At 69.1% G+C, this 15,386-nt stretch carries 17 protein-coding genes; 9 read left to right on the top strand and 8 right to left on the bottom strand.

All coding sequences use genetic code 11. From position 1 onward, the window contains the following. The first annotated feature begins 26 nt into the window (after positions 1 to 26). The gene (locus ABXS86_RS07790) at positions 27 to 653 is read left to right on the top strand and encodes a hypothetical protein (RefSeq protein ID WP_353666147.1); all 627 of its coding nucleotides are present in this window, start codon (positions 27 to 29) and stop codon (positions 651 to 653) included. Here the strand turns inward: ABXS86_RS07790 and ABXS86_RS07785 are convergent, their stop codons facing one another. Both ABXS86_RS07785 and ABXS86_RS07780 read right to left on the bottom strand, forming a co-directional pair. Then, a complete protein-coding gene (locus ABXS86_RS07785) occupies positions 654 to 1,772 on the bottom strand; it encodes a hypothetical protein (RefSeq protein ID WP_353666146.1) in 1,119 nt (372 codons plus the stop codon). Then, positions 1,769 to 3,436 (bottom strand): sensor histidine kinase, encoded by a 1,668-nt coding sequence (locus tag ABXS86_RS07780; protein ID WP_307209159.1) that lies wholly within the window; start codon positions 3,434 to 3,436, stop codon positions 1,769 to 1,771. The genes ABXS86_RS07785 and ABXS86_RS07780 overlap by 4 nt, the downstream gene beginning before the upstream one ends. A gap of 180 nt (positions 3,437 to 3,616) precedes the next feature. On the opposite strand from ABXS86_RS07780, the gene ABXS86_RS07775 reads away from it, so the two are divergent. Next, complete coding sequence (locus ABXS86_RS07775; protein ID WP_353666233.1) at positions 3,617 to 4,417, top strand: fructose 1,6-bisphosphatase; 801 nt, start codon at positions 3,617 to 3,619, stop codon at positions 4,415 to 4,417. Between the two features lie 20 nt (positions 4,418 to 4,437). Here ABXS86_RS07775 and ABXS86_RS07770 read toward each other — a convergent pair whose 3' ends face one another. Beyond that, complete coding sequence (locus tag ABXS86_RS07770) at positions 4,438 to 5,517, bottom strand: hypothetical protein (protein WP_307209161.1); 1,080 nt, start codon at positions 5,515 to 5,517, stop codon at positions 4,438 to 4,440. 142 nt (positions 5,518 to 5,659) lie between these two features. On the opposite strand from ABXS86_RS07770, the gene ABXS86_RS07765 reads away from it, so the two are divergent. Next, on the top strand, positions 5,660 to 7,135 hold the full coding sequence (locus ABXS86_RS07765; protein ID WP_144829665.1) for a glycosyltransferase family 2 protein: 1,476 nt from the start codon (positions 5,660 to 5,662) through the stop codon (positions 7,133 to 7,135). A gap of 87 nt (positions 7,136 to 7,222) precedes the next feature. Here the strand turns inward: ABXS86_RS07765 and ABXS86_RS07760 are convergent, their stop codons facing one another. Next, positions 7,223 to 8,176, bottom strand: a complete 954-nt coding sequence (locus tag ABXS86_RS07760) for a response regulator (RefSeq protein WP_251506356.1) — start codon at positions 8,174 to 8,176, stop codon at positions 7,223 to 7,225. Positions 8,177 to 8,296: 120 nt separating this feature from the next. Continuing rightward, positions 8,297 to 9,322, bottom strand: coding sequence for a glycoside hydrolase family 6 protein (locus ABXS86_RS07755; RefSeq protein WP_251506359.1), 1,026 nt, complete (start codon positions 9,320 to 9,322; stop codon positions 8,297 to 8,299). A 156-nt stretch (positions 9,323 to 9,478) separates the two neighbouring features. Here ABXS86_RS07755 and ABXS86_RS07750 point away from each other — a divergent pair, with 156 nt between their 5' ends. Continuing rightward, a complete protein-coding gene (locus tag ABXS86_RS07750) occupies positions 9,479 to 9,718 on the top strand; it encodes an ATP-dependent DNA ligase (protein WP_307209166.1) in 240 nt (79 codons plus the stop codon). 6 nt (positions 9,719 to 9,724) lie between these two features. Here the strand turns inward: ABXS86_RS07750 and ABXS86_RS07745 are convergent, their stop codons facing one another. Continuing rightward, entirely contained in the window at positions 9,725 to 10,204 is a 480-nt protein-coding gene (locus tag ABXS86_RS07745) for a MarR family transcriptional regulator (protein WP_353666145.1), read from the bottom strand. Positions 10,205 to 10,366: 162 nt separating this feature from the next. Here ABXS86_RS07745 and ABXS86_RS07740 point away from each other — a divergent pair, with 162 nt between their 5' ends. Continuing rightward, positions 10,367 to 10,693, top strand: a complete 327-nt coding sequence (locus ABXS86_RS07740) for a hypothetical protein (RefSeq protein WP_353666144.1) — start codon at positions 10,367 to 10,369, stop codon at positions 10,691 to 10,693. A gap of 15 nt (positions 10,694 to 10,708) precedes the next feature. Here the strand turns inward: ABXS86_RS07740 and ABXS86_RS07735 are convergent, their stop codons facing one another. After that, positions 10,709 to 11,002: a hypothetical protein gene (locus ABXS86_RS07735; RefSeq protein WP_307209172.1), complete on the bottom strand. Its 294-nt coding sequence runs from the start codon at positions 11,000 to 11,002 to the stop codon at positions 10,709 to 10,711. Positions 11,003 to 11,172: 170 nt separating this feature from the next. Between ABXS86_RS07735 and ABXS86_RS07730 the strand changes: the two genes are divergently transcribed. From ABXS86_RS07730 to ABXS86_RS07720, 3 genes are read left to right on the top strand one after another with little or no spacing between them, the layout of a single operon-like run. Further along, complete coding sequence (locus ABXS86_RS07730; protein ID WP_353666143.1) at positions 11,173 to 11,550, top strand: hypothetical protein; 378 nt, start codon at positions 11,173 to 11,175, stop codon at positions 11,548 to 11,550. A 7-nt stretch (positions 11,551 to 11,557) separates the two neighbouring features. Next, positions 11,558 to 12,091: a 2'-5' RNA ligase family protein gene (locus ABXS86_RS07725; RefSeq protein WP_353666142.1), complete on the top strand. Its 534-nt coding sequence runs from the start codon at positions 11,558 to 11,560 to the stop codon at positions 12,089 to 12,091. A gap of 2 nt (positions 12,092 to 12,093) precedes the next feature. After that, on the top strand, positions 12,094 to 12,471 hold the full coding sequence (locus ABXS86_RS07720) for a PPOX class F420-dependent oxidoreductase (protein WP_353666141.1): 378 nt from the start codon (positions 12,094 to 12,096) through the stop codon (positions 12,469 to 12,471). A 174-nt stretch (positions 12,472 to 12,645) separates the two neighbouring features. Here the strand turns inward: ABXS86_RS07720 and ABXS86_RS07715 are convergent, their stop codons facing one another. After that, on the bottom strand, positions 12,646 to 13,695 hold the full coding sequence (locus ABXS86_RS07715) for an Lrp/AsnC family transcriptional regulator (protein ID WP_353666140.1): 1,050 nt from the start codon (positions 13,693 to 13,695) through the stop codon (positions 12,646 to 12,648). Positions 13,696 to 13,808: 113 nt separating this feature from the next. Between ABXS86_RS07715 and ABXS86_RS07710 the strand changes: the two genes are divergently transcribed. Then, positions 13,809 to 15,356 (top strand): AbgT family transporter, encoded by a 1,548-nt coding sequence (locus ABXS86_RS07710; protein WP_307209182.1) that lies wholly within the window; start codon positions 13,809 to 13,811, stop codon positions 15,354 to 15,356. The last annotated feature ends 30 nt before the right edge of the window (positions 15,357 to 15,386 follow it).

Genomic DNA, 15,386 nt, shown 5'->3' with positions numbered 1-15,386 from the left:
TCGGGGGAGAATCCATGGTGCGGGCGATGCGGCGCGGCAGGGCGTTCTGGGGCGCGGCGATGGTGGGCGCGTCCGTGTTCGCGCTGACCGCGTGCGGGGCTCCCCCCTGGGCCCAGGGCGGCGGGCAGGGCACGCCCTCGGCCTCGCCGACCGTCACGCAGACCACGGTCCCGCAGCCGGTGCGCAACGATCTCGCGAGCGGCTCGACGCAGCGGACGCTGACGGCGGGTGCCGTCGGGGCGACGGTGGACTACTGGTCGACGCTGTCGATGGACAAGTGGACGCCCACGGCGCTGAAGCCGGTGAACCTGTCGATGGTGACCACCGTCACGCCCAACGACGGGCAGAAGGTGTACCTGCAGAGGGCGACCATGACGGCCGTGCCGGGAAACGCCTCGCAGTCGTTCGCGCCCTTGTCGGCGCAGTCGGATCAGACGGACGCCCCGGGGTATCTGGTGCTCGCGCCGTACAGCTACTCACAGACCTTCAACGTCGGAGAGGTCCCGGCGAACGCGACATTTGTCACCCTCCAATTCACCTTTGAGTTCTTGGTCCAGACCACCCCGACGTCCAACGAGTTCGCCAAGCAGACGGCCAGCGACACGCTGACGGTCGCCATCGCCGGCGGCGGCGAGGCGACGCCCGCAGGCTGATCAGGGGCGGACGCGCTCCCACCGATCGCCGCCCTGACGGGTGGCTTCGGCGGCTGCTTCACCGGCGGCCACGACGAGGGCGGCGAGGTCGTAGTCGGCGCTCTCGGCGGGCACCCAGCCCACGCTCGCCGACAACTGCACGTCGACGTGGTCGGACACGTCCAACTCGGTGATGCGGCGCAGGGTGGTGCGCACGTGCTCCCGGATCACGGAACCCGGACGCGCGAGGACGATCACGAGGCGGCCCCGCGTCTCGCGTCCGATTTCCGCGTCGGCGGGGAAGCTCTCGTCGACGACCGCCTCGAACTCCGCGACCAGCCGCAGCCACCCGTTCTCTCCGGCCGCGCTGCGGATGTGAGTGGGGTCGTCGAGTCGGACCGTCAGCACGGCCCAGGACTGCTCGCGCGCGCGGCGGGCGCGACGCAGACGGTCGGATGCCGTGATCACGAAGTGCGGCCACGTCGACGCCGTGTGGCCCCCGGTCGGCGACACCGAGGTGAAGTACAGCAACGAGACCGTGGCGCACACCAGGTAGATGAGCATCGCGAGTCCGTTGATCACGCGGGGGAGGGCCAGATCGCCGATGTCGGCGGGGGCGGCCAGCCCCGACACGAGGATCGCCGCTCCGACGGCGACGAAGCCCGCCGACACGATCGTGAGCGGCAGAGCGAGTCGTTCCAGGCGATCGGCGGCGTGCCGGAGCTCGCCGATGGTGAGTCCGGCGAACACCGCCGCAGCGACGAAGGCCAACCGGAAGACGAGGCCGTAGGCGGCGGCGTCGGTCACGGCCGTGAACGCGGCCGCGGTCAGGGCCGCCTGCACCCCGCCGATCCACGGGAACGCCGGCACCCCGCGACGCGCGCGGAAACCCGACCAGATGAGGGCGGGCGCACCCAGCATGAGTCCGAGCCCCGCGCGGCGCACGGGCTCGGCATCCGCGATCGATCCCATGATCGACACCCAGGTGCTCGTCATCGCCAGCACGAAGGCGAGCGACCACAGCAGTGCGGAGCGCGAGGGGCGGTGCAGGAAGCCGAGGCCGATGATCATCACCGTGGAGACGGTCGCGACGGCCGCCTGCGCGAGTCCGAGGTTCGAGAGGACTTCGGTGGTGTTCATGCGGCGGCGGCATCCGATCGCGCCGGGAGCACCACCGTCACGGTCGTGCCCGCGCCCAGTTCGCTCTCGAGGAAGAGCGATCCGCCCTGGTCTTCCACGATGCTGCGGATGATCCCCATGCCGAGACCCGTGCCGGGCGTCGGACTCTCGCGCACCGCCTGGGCACGGAAGTAGGGGTCGAACACCCGATCGATGTCATCAGGATGGATGCCGATGCCGGTGTCGGCGAAGTGGAGGATCACGTCGTCGGGGGAGACCTCTCCGCTGATGCGGATCGTTCCACCCGCCGGCGTGTACTTGATCGCGTTGCTGAGGATGTTGTCGAAGGCCTGCCGGAGGCGGAACGCATCGCCGAGCACCTCGGCGGACGCGGGGAGTTCATCGATCACGCTCACCCGGCGCGCGGCGGCGGCGGGGCGGAACGACGCCAGCGACGAGGCGATGATGCGGCTCGCATCGGCCGTCGCCGGCCCCGACGTCTCGCGGAAGACTCCACGGGAGGTCGCGAGGATCTCGGAGATCAGCTTCTGCATGCGCTCGCCGGCCGCGGCGATGACCTCGAGCTGCTCGTGCACCTTGGGGGAGAGGTTCGGATCGTCGAGCGCCAGGTCGGCGTGGCCGATGATCGCCGTCAGCGGGTTCCGCAGCTCGTGCGACACGGTCGCGGCCAGCCGCTCTCTCGCGCGCTCGGACTCGATCAGCGCAGTGATGTCGTGGATGATCAACAGCGTGCTCTCGGGCTCGTCCGACGAGATGAGACGACGAGTGGATGCCGAGAGGGCATGCCATTCGCCGTGCGGATCGAACAGCCACACCCGCTCGTCGTCGAACTGCTCGCCGCGGGCCGCGCGGGCGAAGGGCCGCTCGGACTCGGGCAACGGTTCACCGCGGAGGTTCGCGTACTCGACCGCGCCGCCGGGTCGTTGCGGCTCGTCGCGCTCGACTCCGTACAGCGCGACGTACGTGTCGTTGAGGGCCAGGACCTCCCCGTCGGCGGAGAGGCGCGCGATGCCGGTGTCGAGGCCGTTGAGCATCTGTGAGACGCGGCGCTCCTGGCCGGAGACGCGTTGCAGGGTGCCCTGCAGGCGGCTCGCCTGGCGACGCAGGAGCTGCTTGAACGCCCGCGTCTGTCGCGCCGAGAGGTAGGACGTGATCGCGATGAAGGTGAGCGACAGCAGCACCACGATCAGACGCAGCGCGGTGACGGGGCCGGTGGCGTTGACGGCGGCGTCGATGACGATGATGACGCCGACCGCGCCGATCGCCGAGATCAGGTAGACGAGGGTGAAATGGGTGGCGATCCAGATGATCGGGAAGACCCAGAAGAAGCTGAAGCGCAGGTCGGTGCCGAAGCTCAGCAGACCGATGCCGACGATGTCACCGAAGGGGATGAGTGCGACCGCCGCGCGGGGCAGCTTCTGCCAGGGCACCACGATCGCCACCGCGGTGAGGGCGATGATGACGCCGACGCCCGAGGAGAAGGGCCACAGGGCGAACAGCGAGGGCTCGAGCGCCTGCACGAGCAGCACGGTGATGACTACGCTGGCGCCCAGCACGAGTTGGAGGAGCCAGACCGATCGGGTTCGGCTGCTCGGATTCGTCGCGTCGTCGTCAGGCACGGCCTCGGGAGGAACCGCCGGTGGGACGCTCCTCAGTGATGCCATGTCTTCGAGTGTATAGAGAGTGGTGTAGTCTTCTGCGCGCCATCCTGTCTCTGCTCGCCGCTCGTGGTTTCGCACCCACGGGCCCGGTCAGACTCCCCCTGAGGCCTGCATCCCGCAGCGTGATGGTCGTTCGTCGACCTCGGCGCGTCCGCGCCCATTCCTCAGGAGTCACCTGTGAGCATGACCTCTCGCCGTCGCGTGCGCGCGACCGCCCTGGCCGTTGCCCTCGCCATCGTCGCGCCGGCCACCCTGACCGGTTGCGGTCAGATCGCCGAAGCCTTCAATTCCCTGCCCGGCCAGCCGGGGGGCAATCAGTCGGTGGTCGTGCCGACTGCTGCTCCGCAGTCGTCCGCCGACGCGAAGCCCTTCGACTCGCAGTTCACCTATGACGGCTCCGTGCGGTTGACCTCCGAGGTCGCCGACGGGCTCGAGCTGCGTCTCGACGTGTGGGCGGTCGACCCCAAGCGCACCATGGAGTGGACCCCCACCAACGAGAAGCAGCTCGGCTTCGCGGTCAACATCGTCGACAAGCGAGTCGACGAGAAGGCGGTCCTCGCCGAGAAGCGACGCGTGTACGTCTCGTCGATCTCGGTGACCTCGCAGACCGCTCAGACCAGCGGTCAGGTGTCGAACCCGTTCCAGTTCAGCGCCGACCCGCGCACCCTGGTCCCCACCGACACCCTCCGCTCCGAGCGTGGTCTGCTGCTGAACAGCTACCAGGGCGGCCTGCTGGTGCCCACGACCTCGATCCGCCAGCTGCCCAACGACACCTACGGCATCACGCTCGAGTTCGCCCTGAACGTGGCGGTCGAGGGGACGGCGAACACCGACACCTCGTTCTCGCAGCAGACCGTCTACCAGTACCTGCCGATCGCGATCTTCGCCGACGACGGACAGGTCAACGGAGGCAGCCAGGGGACCGACACGCAGAGCAGCACGGGACGCGCACCCGGCTGGGGCCAGACCAACGGGCAGGGCTGAGCGGGCGGCATCCGCCCCTCTCACTCCGCGCCGTTGTGCCCCTGCCGCGGGCGCAGGCGTCGACTCTCCATGAGCAGGGAGAGATCCTCGACGTCCATGACGAGGTAGTGCTCGAACGTCAGATCGGGAACGTCGTCGTAATCGATCGCCGGCATGCGGCGGGCGAAGGCGCGGCGCACGGCGTGCTCGACCTCTGCGGTCTCGAGCACCGACGGCGCGACGACGAAGACCGTGTCGCGCGCGGGCAGACCGGTGGCGGCTCCGGGCAGCGCGTCCTGGGCCGCCTCGCCGACCGTGCGCAGGATCGTGTCGCCCCGTTCGCCGCTGTGGGCGGCGCGGATGAGATCGATCTCGGGCACCCGCACCAGCGTCGCGCGGACGGACACGTGTTCTGCGAGGAGCATCTCGGCCTCGCGACGGAGCATTCCGCGATCGTGCGCGCGAGTGCCGGGGGCGGGGTCGTCGTCGAGTTGTCGGCCTATCCACACCGCGCCGACGGAGACCAAGGCGATGGCGAGCGCGCTGACGGCGGCCGTCGTCTCGGCCGAAACGGCCCCCGGGCTCAGCAGGGGCGTGATCCCGAAAGCCGCCACCACGGCGAGGCGAGCGAGGTTGTACGCCGCGAAGAGGCTGAGCGTCCACGCGATCAGCTTCGCGCCGCGCAGCTCGCCCAGTGGCCGTCGCGAGAGCTCGAGCGCACCCAGGGCGGCGAACACCACCAGCCCCGCCGTCTTGAGCAGGGTGGCGTCGTCGAGGTCGATGAGGTACGTGACCCCGAACATGAGGATCGCGACCGCCCCGGTGCTCACCCCGCCGATCGCGGAGCGACCGTTCAGCCGGCGTGAGCCCGCCCACTGCAGGCCCACGGCGAGCAGATTGGTGGCGTTGCCCGCCGCGGCGGCGGTCACCCCTCCGCCTGCGGTCTCGACGACGTTCATCGCACCGCACAGCAGCGCCGCGATGGCCGCCATGCCGAAGTAGCGCACCATGTCGGCGCGGGCACCTCCGCGGTCGTCGCCGGGGCGGCCGTGGGTGAGGAACAGCATGGTCCCCGCGACGCCGGCTGCGGCGATCGATGCGAGAAGAGCGAGGACGATCACAGGGGTCGTCTCCTTCGGGCGTCCGACGCAATCTTGAGGAAATCTTGCGCAGACGGGGGTGTTCGGCAGTGGTCGTCTTGCGGCGAACCTACCAGAGTAGGAACAAGCCGATACGCCGCTCCACCGACAGGAAGACCCCGCCATGACCGATGCGCGCAACTTCACCCCGCAGTCTCGGGATCTCCGCATCCACCCGGGCGAATTGACGGCGACGGCAAGCGAGGAGCACGGCTTCGCCGATGACTTCGCCGCGGTCCTCGAGAACACCTCGGTGCACCGCTCCACCATCGGCTGCGTCATCCCCGCCTACAACGAGGAGGAGTCGATCGCCGATGTGATCGAGGCCCTCCTGGCGCAGACCCGCGTTCCCGACGTCATCCACGTGGTCGTGAACAACACGTCGGACGCGACGGTGAAGATCGCTTCGGAGTACAGCGGACCCCACGAGCTGCACACCGAGCTCGGCGAGCAGTTCACCGAGGTCTTCGTGCACGACATCGGCAAGAACCCCGACAAGAAGGTCGGCGCGCTCAACTACGGCTACTCCCTCGTCGAGGGCTACGACTACCTCCTCGGCGTCGACGGCGACACCATCGCCGACAGCAAGGCCGTCGAGTTCCTCGAGACCGAGGCCGTGTCGGACTCCCGCATCGGCGGCATCTCGGCGATCTACACGATCGACGACAAGCCCATCAAGGGAGTCATCGCGCGCTTCCTGACGGCCGGTCAGCGCACGCAGTTCGCCGCCTTCAACCTGCAGAACATGCTCCGCGGCCGCAACATGGCCGTGCTCGGCGGTCAGTTCTCGATCTTCTCCACGAACGCCCTCCGCGACGCCATGTCGCAGAACCACCAGTCGACCCCGTGGGTGAAGGACTCCGAGGTCGAGGACTCGCTGCTGTCGCTGCAGATCAAGAGCGCCGGCTACCTCACCAAGATCAGCCCGTACGCCCGCGCCGACGTGGGTGGCATGACCACCCTGTCGGGCTACGACGCACAGCAGGTCAAGTGGACCTACGGCGCCATCGAGCTGATGTGGCCCGGCCAGCGTGGTGACACGAAGGGCCAGCCCTTCCACCCCAACCTGCGCCTGCGGTGGTTCGAGAACTTCGGCATGCTCACGAACCTCTTCGTCCGCGTCGCGTTCCTGACGCTGCTGGCCGGTTCGCTGACGCTGAACGCCTTCGTCTTCTCGCCGCTGTGGCTCATCCCGCCGGTCATCGCCATGCTGTTGAACCTGCGCATCGCCCGCACGATGAAGAACGTCAACCGCAACGATGTGCTGTTCGCCGTGCTGTTCTTCCCGGCCGAGTTGTTCATGTGGATCCGCATCAGTCACTTCGTGCGCTCGTGGACCCGCTTCCTCTCCCGCAAGAAGGTCGACAACTGGGCGATGCAGGCCAAGGCCGAGCGCGGTGGCGGCCTCGGTCACTGGACGCCGATGATCGTGCTCATCGGAGTGGCGATCGCCCTCGCCGTCATCTGGATCATGGTCGGCCCGATGGTGCAGTCCTCGATCCTGTGGATCGGATGGCCCATCGTCGGCGTGGTCACGGTCCTGCAGACCCTCCTGATGTTCTCCAAGCTCGTCCGTCGCCAGCACGGCTTCAAGGTCTGACGGACCCACGATCTGACCCGAACGCGTCAGAAAGGACGAATGCCTCGGCCCTGGGGAGGGCCGAGGCATTCGTTATGTCCGGGGTCGTCAGGGCGCGGCCAGCAGTTCGGAGGTCAGACGGTAGCCCACGCCGCGCACGGTTTCGATGTACCGGGGGTTCGCGGGGTTGTCGCCCAGCTTGCGGCGCAGGTTGGTCATGTGGGCCTCGATCGCGCGCTTGTCCGCCTCGCCGACGAAGTAGCTCGTGACGTAGGACTCGCCGCGCAGCACCAGGGTGAGATCGGCCTTGCTGCGGACGCGTCGCTTCGACTCCATCAGGGTCGCGAGCAGGTCGAACTCGGTGCGCGTGAGGTCGAGTTCTTCGCCACCGACACGCACGAGGCGACTGTCGGGGTCGAGCTGCAGGTCGCGGTGCGCCACCCAGGCTCCGCCGGTCGGGGTGAGCTCGCCCGCAGCGGCTCGTGGCACGATCTCGCTTCCGGATGCCGCGGCGCGCGGTTCGGGTCCCTGCGACGACGGCACGACCACCGGTGCGCTCGCCGCAGGGACCGGGGTGACCGGTGAGGGAGCCGCGGGCGCAGGCGAATCGGTGCGGGCTGCGGGGAACGAAGGGCCGACGCTGTCCTGGCGGGGGGCCGCGGATGCCGCGGAGTCGCCAGCGCGCGGACGTCGCAGCAGCGCCTCGATGCGCGCGCGGAGTTCGCGCGGACGGAAAGGCTTGACCACGTACTCATCGGCGCCCGCGCCGAGGCCCAAGACGACGTCGGCCTCTTCTTCGAGGCCGGTCAGCATGATGATGTACGTGTCGCTCTGCTGGCGGATGCGGCGCGCGGCCTCGAACCCGTCGATGCCGGGCATGTTCACGTCGAGCGTGGTGATCAGCGGCTGGTAGGCGATGACCGCCCGCACGCCGTCGATGCCGTTACCGACCGACACGGTGGAGAAACCGGCCGACTCGAGCACTTCGACCAGGAGGTGTCGGATGTCGGGATCGTCTTCGACGATGACGGCTGTCTTCAGCAACTCGGTGCTGTCGCTCATTTCACCCACTCTTCCGGCTTCGCACGAGGTCGTGCCCGCGTTCTCCCCCGAGACACGGCGTCGCACAGCGACGAGCGCAATCTTGACACACTTCACGCGCGGCGCGGACGGTCCGCGCCGTCAGCGCTGCTCTCGGGTCAACTCTGCTGCGGCCGCCGGCCACCAGGTGCCCGCGACCGGACCCCCGTTGCATTCGCCGTCGCTCTCGCCCGGGGGCTTGATCCACAGGTTCGTGTCGACGACCCCGTCGCCGTAGGAACCGCCCGGGCTCCCCACGAGTCGACCGGCCGGGTTGCACCACTCGGAGCCCGCCGGCCCGGCACCGTTCCGTGAGGTGTCGATGACCGCGTGGATGCCGCCGAGCTGGTCGGAGAGCGCGTGGGCGTAGGCGAACTCCGCCGCAGTGTCCTGGTAGTTGGACACGTTCAGCGCGACTCCGCGAACGTCGGAGAGGAGATTCGTCGCTCGCAGGAGGTCGGCCATCTCGGCCGGCGGATGCCAGGAGGAATGGCCCCCGTCGATGTAGATCCAGGTGTTGGTGCCGCGGATGCTCTCGACGGCCCCTCGCAGGTAGCCCGCCCGGTCCTGGATAGAACCGCACGAGGACGCCAGAGCGATGCTGTCGGGCTCGAGGACGACGATCTTCTGGATGTCGGAGGCGTTGCGCAGGGCGTCGCCGATCCGCCCGGTCCATTCGCGGTAGGCGTCGGGGTCGAGTCCGCCAGCGGAGTGATTGCCGCAGTCGCGATCGGGGAGCCCGTACACGGCGATCGACAACGCCGCCTTCTGGTCGCGGGCTTCGGCGGCCAGGTGCGCCACGCGGTCCCACACCTCGTCGACGGGATCGATCTCGGGCGTGAGCCAGTACGTCGTGGGCTGAGTGGAGAGCCACTCCGCGGCGGAGTTCTCGTCGGCGTCGCCGGTGGCGGCGCGTGCCGCCTGCGCGGCCTTCGACTCGTCGGGCGCGACGATGCGGGTGTCGACGGCGGGCGGACGGGCCCCGAGGGTCTGGAAGAGAGTGGTCACGAGGCTCCCGACCACGGCGATGACGGCGATCAGCGCCGCGACGACGACGACCGCCCCCACGATCAGGAGGGCGCGCGGAATCCGTCGTCGGGGCCTCTTCGGCCGGTGCGTTCGCGCCACGAGGAGGACTCTATCCGAGGTGAGCGGGGATGGCGCCGAGGTAGTTAACTCGGTGAACGGGCATAGACTCTCTCCGTGGGAAAACTGGTTTACAACACGTCAGGTCACTCGTTCGACATCGAGGATCGGACACTCTCACACCTTCGAGTCGTCTTCATGAACAAGCTGCGCCGCGGCGAGCCGTTCATGTTCCACTTCCCGATGGGTGACGGCAGCGGGACGCGTTCGCTGTGGATCTCGCCGTCGATCCCGCTGGTCTTCCACTTCTACGGCAGTCGTGCGCCGCAGTTGAACCGCCGGTGGATCGACGACCTGATGAACGAGGCGAGCACCCCGCAGGGTCTCAGCGTCGTCGCCGAGCCCGATCCCGATTCGGTGCCGACCCTCATCGGGTGACGAGCGTCAGGCGCATTCTGCGTCGACGACTTCGCGCACGCGATCGAGGAAGGCTGCGACCTGGTCGGCGAGCGCGTCCGGAAGGTCGAGCGCGAATTCGCGGATGCGTGCCGTGACGGGGTCGATCGCGTCGGCATCGGCGTCGCGATCGAAGGGGAGCACGAACTTGCTCCGGCGATCGGCGGGATTGGCGGCGAACGTGATGAGGCCTCCCGCGTGCAGGCGGTCGAGCATGCCCGTCACCGACGCGGTCGACACCGCGAGCGACTGCGCAATCTCGGTCGGCGTGACAGACATGCCCGCGTCGGCCCGCTCGAGGATCAAGCGCATGGCGGCTCGGGCGTTCTCGCTGGGGCCGCAGTCGGTCTGGCGGCGTCGCGCGAGGCGCGCCTCCGCGAGACGCAGCCGCTCCACGGCGCGTGCGGCTGTGGTCGCGTGGTCCTCAGCATGGTCGAACGTCATAGGTCTCCTCGGGGCTCCGGCCACCCGGGGCCAGTCTAGTTAGGTCGTCGAGATACACGAGAGGCGATGCATTCCGGTTCGAGTCCGACAACAGGACGGATCCCCGTCGTTTCCCTTCTCTTCCCTTGCGATAGTTAGGCAATCTAGTAAAATAACGAGGGCCGGATCTCCTGGAAGGAGACGCTCATGGGCTTCTTGTATTACGGTTCCTCCGCCAGTCCGATCAGCATTCCCGATCGTGTTCTCGCGCACGTGAAGGTCGTGATCGCGACGAAGCTCCGACGCGGCGAGAGCTTTACGATGTCGTGGCGGCACCCGTCGGGCGAAGAGACCGGACGCAGCACGATCTGGATCCAGCCGTCGATCCCGCTCCGGTTCGTCTTCGGAGCGGTCGAGCCCGAGATGCTCGATCCGCAGTTGCTGCAGACCTACGCGAACTCGGCCAACTCCTCGAGCGGTCTCACCCTCGACCTCGAACCGCACGACGCACCGGTCGTCGAACGATCCCTCTGAGCCGACTCGGCCCGCTCAGGCCGGGGTCGTGGCGTGACGGTGGGCGATCGCCGACATCCACTCCATGCCCGGGCACGGAGGTGCGGATCGTCCGCGCATCCGCTCCCACGCCTCGACGTAGATCCCCTCGAGCAGGGCGTCGGCCCGCTGCGCCAAGCCCGTGAGCGCGAGCAGAGTGGCGTACACGCGGGGCGACGTCGCATCGTAGAAGGCGACGAACGCGTCGCAGTCACCGGAGGCGGCGCGCACCAGGAGGGCATCCAGATCCGGGTCGCGGGTCGCTGCGGAAGCGACGTCGGTCAGGGTCACGGGGCACCTCCTTCGTGTGTGATCCAAGTCAACTCACGGGCGCGGGTGGCGGCCTGGGGTTGCGCAATCCGGACGGGTGTCCTAGCGATGATCGGCCGATGTCGTGCAGCGTTACGGAGCCCGCCGTCAAGCCCGCCGGGACGGCTGCGGCACGTCATAACGTGGGGGTCATGAGAACTGCGGTGCGGTGGGCCCTCGCCCTGGCCATGATGTTCGCCGGTGTCGCGCACCTGACCTTCGCGCGGCGCGATTTCCAGGCGCAGGTGCCTGATGCCCTGGTCGAGAAGCTCCCTCTGGATCGGGACGCCGTGGTCGTGGCATCCGGTGTCGTCGAGGCGGCGTTCGGTCTCGCGCTCGTGGCGTTGCCCAAGGAGCGTCGGCGGATCGGAGCGGCGCTGGCTGCCTTCTTCGTGGCGATCTTCCCCGGCAACATCGATCAGTGGCGCAAGGGACGATCGGCCTTCGGCCTCGACACCGACCAGAAGCGGTTCGGACGCCTTTTCTTCCAACCTCTCCTCGTCGCCGCCGCCTGGTGGTCGACCCGCTGAGCGCGCCATGACGGACGTCGTCAGTCTCGAGCTCGTCTTCGACGACGACACGGATGCGGCTGTGCGCAGCGAGTGGGAGGCCTTGGCCGACGCCGGTCTGCCGAGCCAGTCCCACCACAAGGGCGAGAGCAACCGGCCGCACACGACGCTGCTCGTGCGGTCCGCGCTTCGCGACATCGCAGCGTCGGAGCTCGGCGGGGCGCTCCCGGTGCCTCTCACCCTTGGCGCGCCGCTCCTGTTCGGCACGGGGCGTTCGCGCGTGATCGCGCGATCGGTCGTGCCGACCACGGACCTTCTCGCGCTCCATTCCCGCGTCCATGAAATGGCGGGCCCCGGCGATGACGTCGACCACACGCGTCCCGGCGCGTGGACGGCCCATGTGACGCTGGCCCGTCGGGTGCCGCTCGACCGTGTGGGCGACGCGCTGGAGGTGCTCGCCGCCGCGGGCGGTGCCGATCTCGCGGCCCGAGCCGTCGGCATCCGGAGGTGGGATGCCGCCACACGGACGGTGTCGTCCATCGCCGGACGTGGCACGCTGTAACCGTGCTGACCGACGACGCCCTCGCCTTCGTGAGCGAGTACCACCTGGCCACCCTGTCCACCGTGGGCCGCTCCGGCCGTGTGCACTCGGTGCCCGTCGGCTTCACCTACGAGAACGGCGTGGTCCGTGTGATCGGCTCGCGGGGGACGCAGAAATTCGTCAACGCCGCCCGCAGCGGACGCGCATCGATCTGCTCGGTGGACCGGGGCAGCTGGATCAGCTTCGAAGGTCCCGCTCGGGTGACCGACGACGCCGACACGGTGGCGCACGCCGTCGAACTGTACGCCGCCCGCTACCGCCAGCCCCGGGTGAACCCCGAGCGCGTGGTCCTCGAGCTGACCGTCGAGCGGGTTCTGGGCTCTCCCTCCTTCCGCGCCTGAGGGGGCGTCGGCGCGTGGAGCGCCGGCGGCAGACGCGCCGCGCACATCACTGCGAAGCGGCGGGGCAGCTGATTGGTGTCCTCGATGTCGATGACGTGCTCGCCGTGGACGTCGGTGTAAGCGGGGCACACCTCGAAGGCGGACACGATGCCACGCCTCCGATGACCTGACCGCTCAGGGGCCGGCGCCGGCCGTCCGCGCATGCTCCGGAGCCGGGGCAAGCCACGACACGTGGCCCTCGCGTCGGTCCTCGTCGTCGAAGAGGTGGCCGACGCGCTTGTAGTAGTGCAGCAGGATGGCGCGATCGAGGACGCGCAATTCCAGGCTCCGCGCCAGCTCCGCCTCCAGCGATGCGGCATCCGACAGGTCACGGAGCCACACGATGACGTAGAGATTCGACGCCCCGCCCGCGAGGGCGGCGCACATCCGCGTCATCGGCATGTTCGCGATCTGCAGCGCCGTCGCCTCGAGCCGTGCCGCGGGTACCACGAGCCAAAGGGCCAGAGCGTGCGGCCACATCCTCTGTTCGAGCGACACGTCGATGCGCTGCTGGATCCATCCCGTGCCCAGCAGCCGCCGCACCACGCGACGCGCGTGAGCCTCGGAGCTGCCGAGCCTGGCCGCGATCGCCTGCGGCGACGCGCGACCGTCGCGCTCCAGTTCGTCGAGCACCGCATGCCACCGCGCGGTCGGCGCGATCGGCTCGTCATCGGGGACCGAGGGCAGAGCAACCGCCTGCGGGGGACCGACCGCGCGCCAGCGCGAACCTTCGGAGAACATGCGGGTCACCACGGTCGAGCGCACACCGATGACCGCCTCGTGCGACCCCAACCACGACTGGATGAGCCGGCGGAAGCGCGCCATGTCCTCCGCGAGGATCGTCAGGACGAGATCGCGGTCGCCCGTCATGCCGGTGACGGAGATGACCTTCGGATGCATGCGCAGCACGGCGGCGACGGCGTCGACGCTGCCCGGTCGGCAGCGCACCTCGGTCAGCCCGAAGAGCATGCCCGCGCCGGAACCCACGTACGTCGTCGCCCATGCGGCCCCCGACTCGACGATCGCCGCCCAACGCCGTCGGGCGGTCGGGGCGCTGACGCCCACGGCGCGGCCGATCGACGCCCACGAGGCGCGCGGCGCGTCCTGCAGAGCGGCGACGAGCGCGAGGTCCGAATCCGACAGGTCGTGCGGGTGGGGCGGCGACTCGATGCGCATAACCGACATCTTGGCATCCGTGGGAGTCCGAATCGAACATCCGCCCCTGGTTGTGACACGCGATCGGCAAGATGCCAGGCACAGTCACTCCGACCGCCACGTCGAACAACACGGAGCCCCCCATGTCGACCGACACCACCCCAGCACTGACCCTCGCCGATGCCAAAGGCCTCGGCGGCCGCATCCTGCGCGGGATCGAACGCGTGGGCAACAAGCTGCCCCACCCCTTCTACCTCTTCCTCCTCATCGCCGGTCTCGTGGCCGTCGCCTCGGCGATCGCCACCCTGCTCGGGGCGGCCACGATCGACCCCGCCACGGGCGAGACGATCCCCATCCGCAGCATCCTGTCGGGCGAAGGCGTCGTCTACGCGCTCACGACCGCGATCCAGAACTTCGTCACGTTCCCCCCGCTCGGCCTCATCGTCACCGTCATGCTCGGCATCGGCGTCGCCGAGCGGCTCGGACTGCTGAAAGCCGCGATGCGCGGCGCCGTGCTCGCGGCGCCCGGCTGGGCGGTGACGTTCGTGGTCGTGCTCGTCAGCCTCATGGGCAACCTGGCGTCCGACTCGGCGATGGTGATCCTGCCGCCCCTCGCCGCAGCAGCGTTCCTCGCCGCCGGTCGGCACCCGCTCGCCGGCTTCGCGGCCTCGTACGCCGCGGTCGTCGCCGGGTTCAGTGCCAACGTCGTCCCCGCGGGCACGGACGTTCTGCTGTCGGGCATCACGACGAGCGCCGCGCAGATCGTCGATCCCGGGGCGTCGGTGTCACCGCTCGCCAACTACTTCTTCATGGCTACCTCGACGCTCCTCCTCGCCGTCGTCATCACGGTCGTCTGCCAGCGCTACGTCGAACCGCGTCTCACCCCGTACGAGGGGGGCCTTGCCGACGAAGACGCGTCCAAGCCGCTCGAGGCGATCGAGCGCCGCGGACTGCGGGTGGCCGGAATCGCCGTCGTCGCCTACCTCGCCATCGTCGCGACGGTCGTCGCCGTGCCCGGGTCGCCCCTGCAGGGCGAAGGAGGGCAGATCCTCCGATCGCCCTTCATGACGGCGCTGCCGATCTTCATCCTGTTCCTCTTCCTCGTCGCGGGCATCGCATACGGACTCGGTGCCCGCACCCTCACCTCGGCGCGACAGGTACCCGAGCACATGACGGCAGCGGTGAAGGACCTCGTTCCCTTCATCGTCGTGATCTTCACGGCCGCGCAGGCGATCGCGTGGTTCAACTGGTCTCAGCTCGGCCTGCTGCTCGCGACATCGGGGGCCGAGGCGATGAAGGCGACCGGGCTCGGCGGGCTCGGCGGACTGGTGCTCTTCAGCCTGTTCTGCACGATCCCGGCGTTGCTCCTGGCGAGCGGTTCGGCGTTGTGGACCCTGCTCGCGCCGATCTTCGTGCCGATGTTCATGCTCGCGGGCATCGACCCCGCGTACGTCCAGGCCGCTTTCCGCATCACCGACTCCGCGACCAACCCGCTCGTGCCGATGAACCCGATGCTGCCCGTCGTCCTCGGTCTGCTGCAGCGGTGGCAGCCGAAGGCCGGACTCGGAACCCTGTTCAGCCTCGTCATCCCCTTCACCCTCGTGATCTGGGGCGTCTGGCTCCTGCAGTTCATCGTCTGGGGTCTGCTCGGCCTGCCGGTCGGACCCGGTCACGGCCTCGAGCTGCAGTGACCGTCATCGCCTCTCCATCCGCCCGCCGAG

Origin of the sequence: Microbacterium sp. che218 (genome assembly GCF_040436305.1) — a bacterium.
In the GTDB taxonomy this organism is placed as follows: domain Bacteria; phylum Actinomycetota; class Actinomycetes; order Actinomycetales; family Microbacteriaceae; genus Microbacterium; species Microbacterium algihabitans.
The sequence above is the reverse complement of the archived record's forward strand: the minus strand, read 5'-3'. Positions and strand labels throughout refer to the sequence as shown.

Bases quoted from the DNA above. Each gene is read 5' to 3' on its own strand.
- ABXS86_RS07790 (WP_353666147.1), top strand. From the start codon at position 27: ATGCGGCGCGGCAGGGCGTTCTGGGGCGCGGCGATGGTGGGCGCGTCC.
- ABXS86_RS07785 (WP_353666146.1), bottom strand. From the start codon at position 1,772: ATGAACACCACCGAAGTCCTCTCGAACCTCGGACTCGCGCAGGCGGCC.
- ABXS86_RS07780 (WP_307209159.1), bottom strand. From the start codon at position 3,436: ATGGCATCACTGAGGAGCGTCCCACCGGCGGTTCCTCCCGAGGCCGTG.
- ABXS86_RS07775 (WP_353666233.1), top strand. From the start codon at position 3,617: ATGACCTCTCGCCGTCGCGTGCGCGCGACCGCCCTGGCCGTTGCCCTC.
- ABXS86_RS07765 (WP_144829665.1), top strand. From the start codon at position 5,660: ATGACCGATGCGCGCAACTTCACCCCGCAGTCTCGGGATCTCCGCATC.
- ABXS86_RS07760 (WP_251506356.1), bottom strand. From the start codon at position 8,176: ATGAGCGACAGCACCGAGTTGCTGAAGACAGCCGTCATCGTCGAAGAC.
- ABXS86_RS07750 (WP_307209166.1), top strand. From the start codon at position 9,479: ATGAACAAGCTGCGCCGCGGCGAGCCGTTCATGTTCCACTTCCCGATG.
- ABXS86_RS07740 (WP_353666144.1), top strand. From the start codon at position 10,367: ATGGGCTTCTTGTATTACGGTTCCTCCGCCAGTCCGATCAGCATTCCC.
- ABXS86_RS07730 (WP_353666143.1), top strand. From the start codon at position 11,173: ATGAGAACTGCGGTGCGGTGGGCCCTCGCCCTGGCCATGATGTTCGCC.
- ABXS86_RS07725 (WP_353666142.1), top strand. From the start codon at position 11,558: ATGACGGACGTCGTCAGTCTCGAGCTCGTCTTCGACGACGACACGGAT.
- ABXS86_RS07715 (WP_353666140.1), bottom strand. From the start codon at position 13,695: ATGTCGGTTATGCGCATCGAGTCGCCGCCCCACCCGCACGACCTGTCG.
- ABXS86_RS07710 (WP_307209182.1), top strand. From the start codon at position 13,809: ATGTCGACCGACACCACCCCAGCACTGACCCTCGCCGATGCCAAAGGC.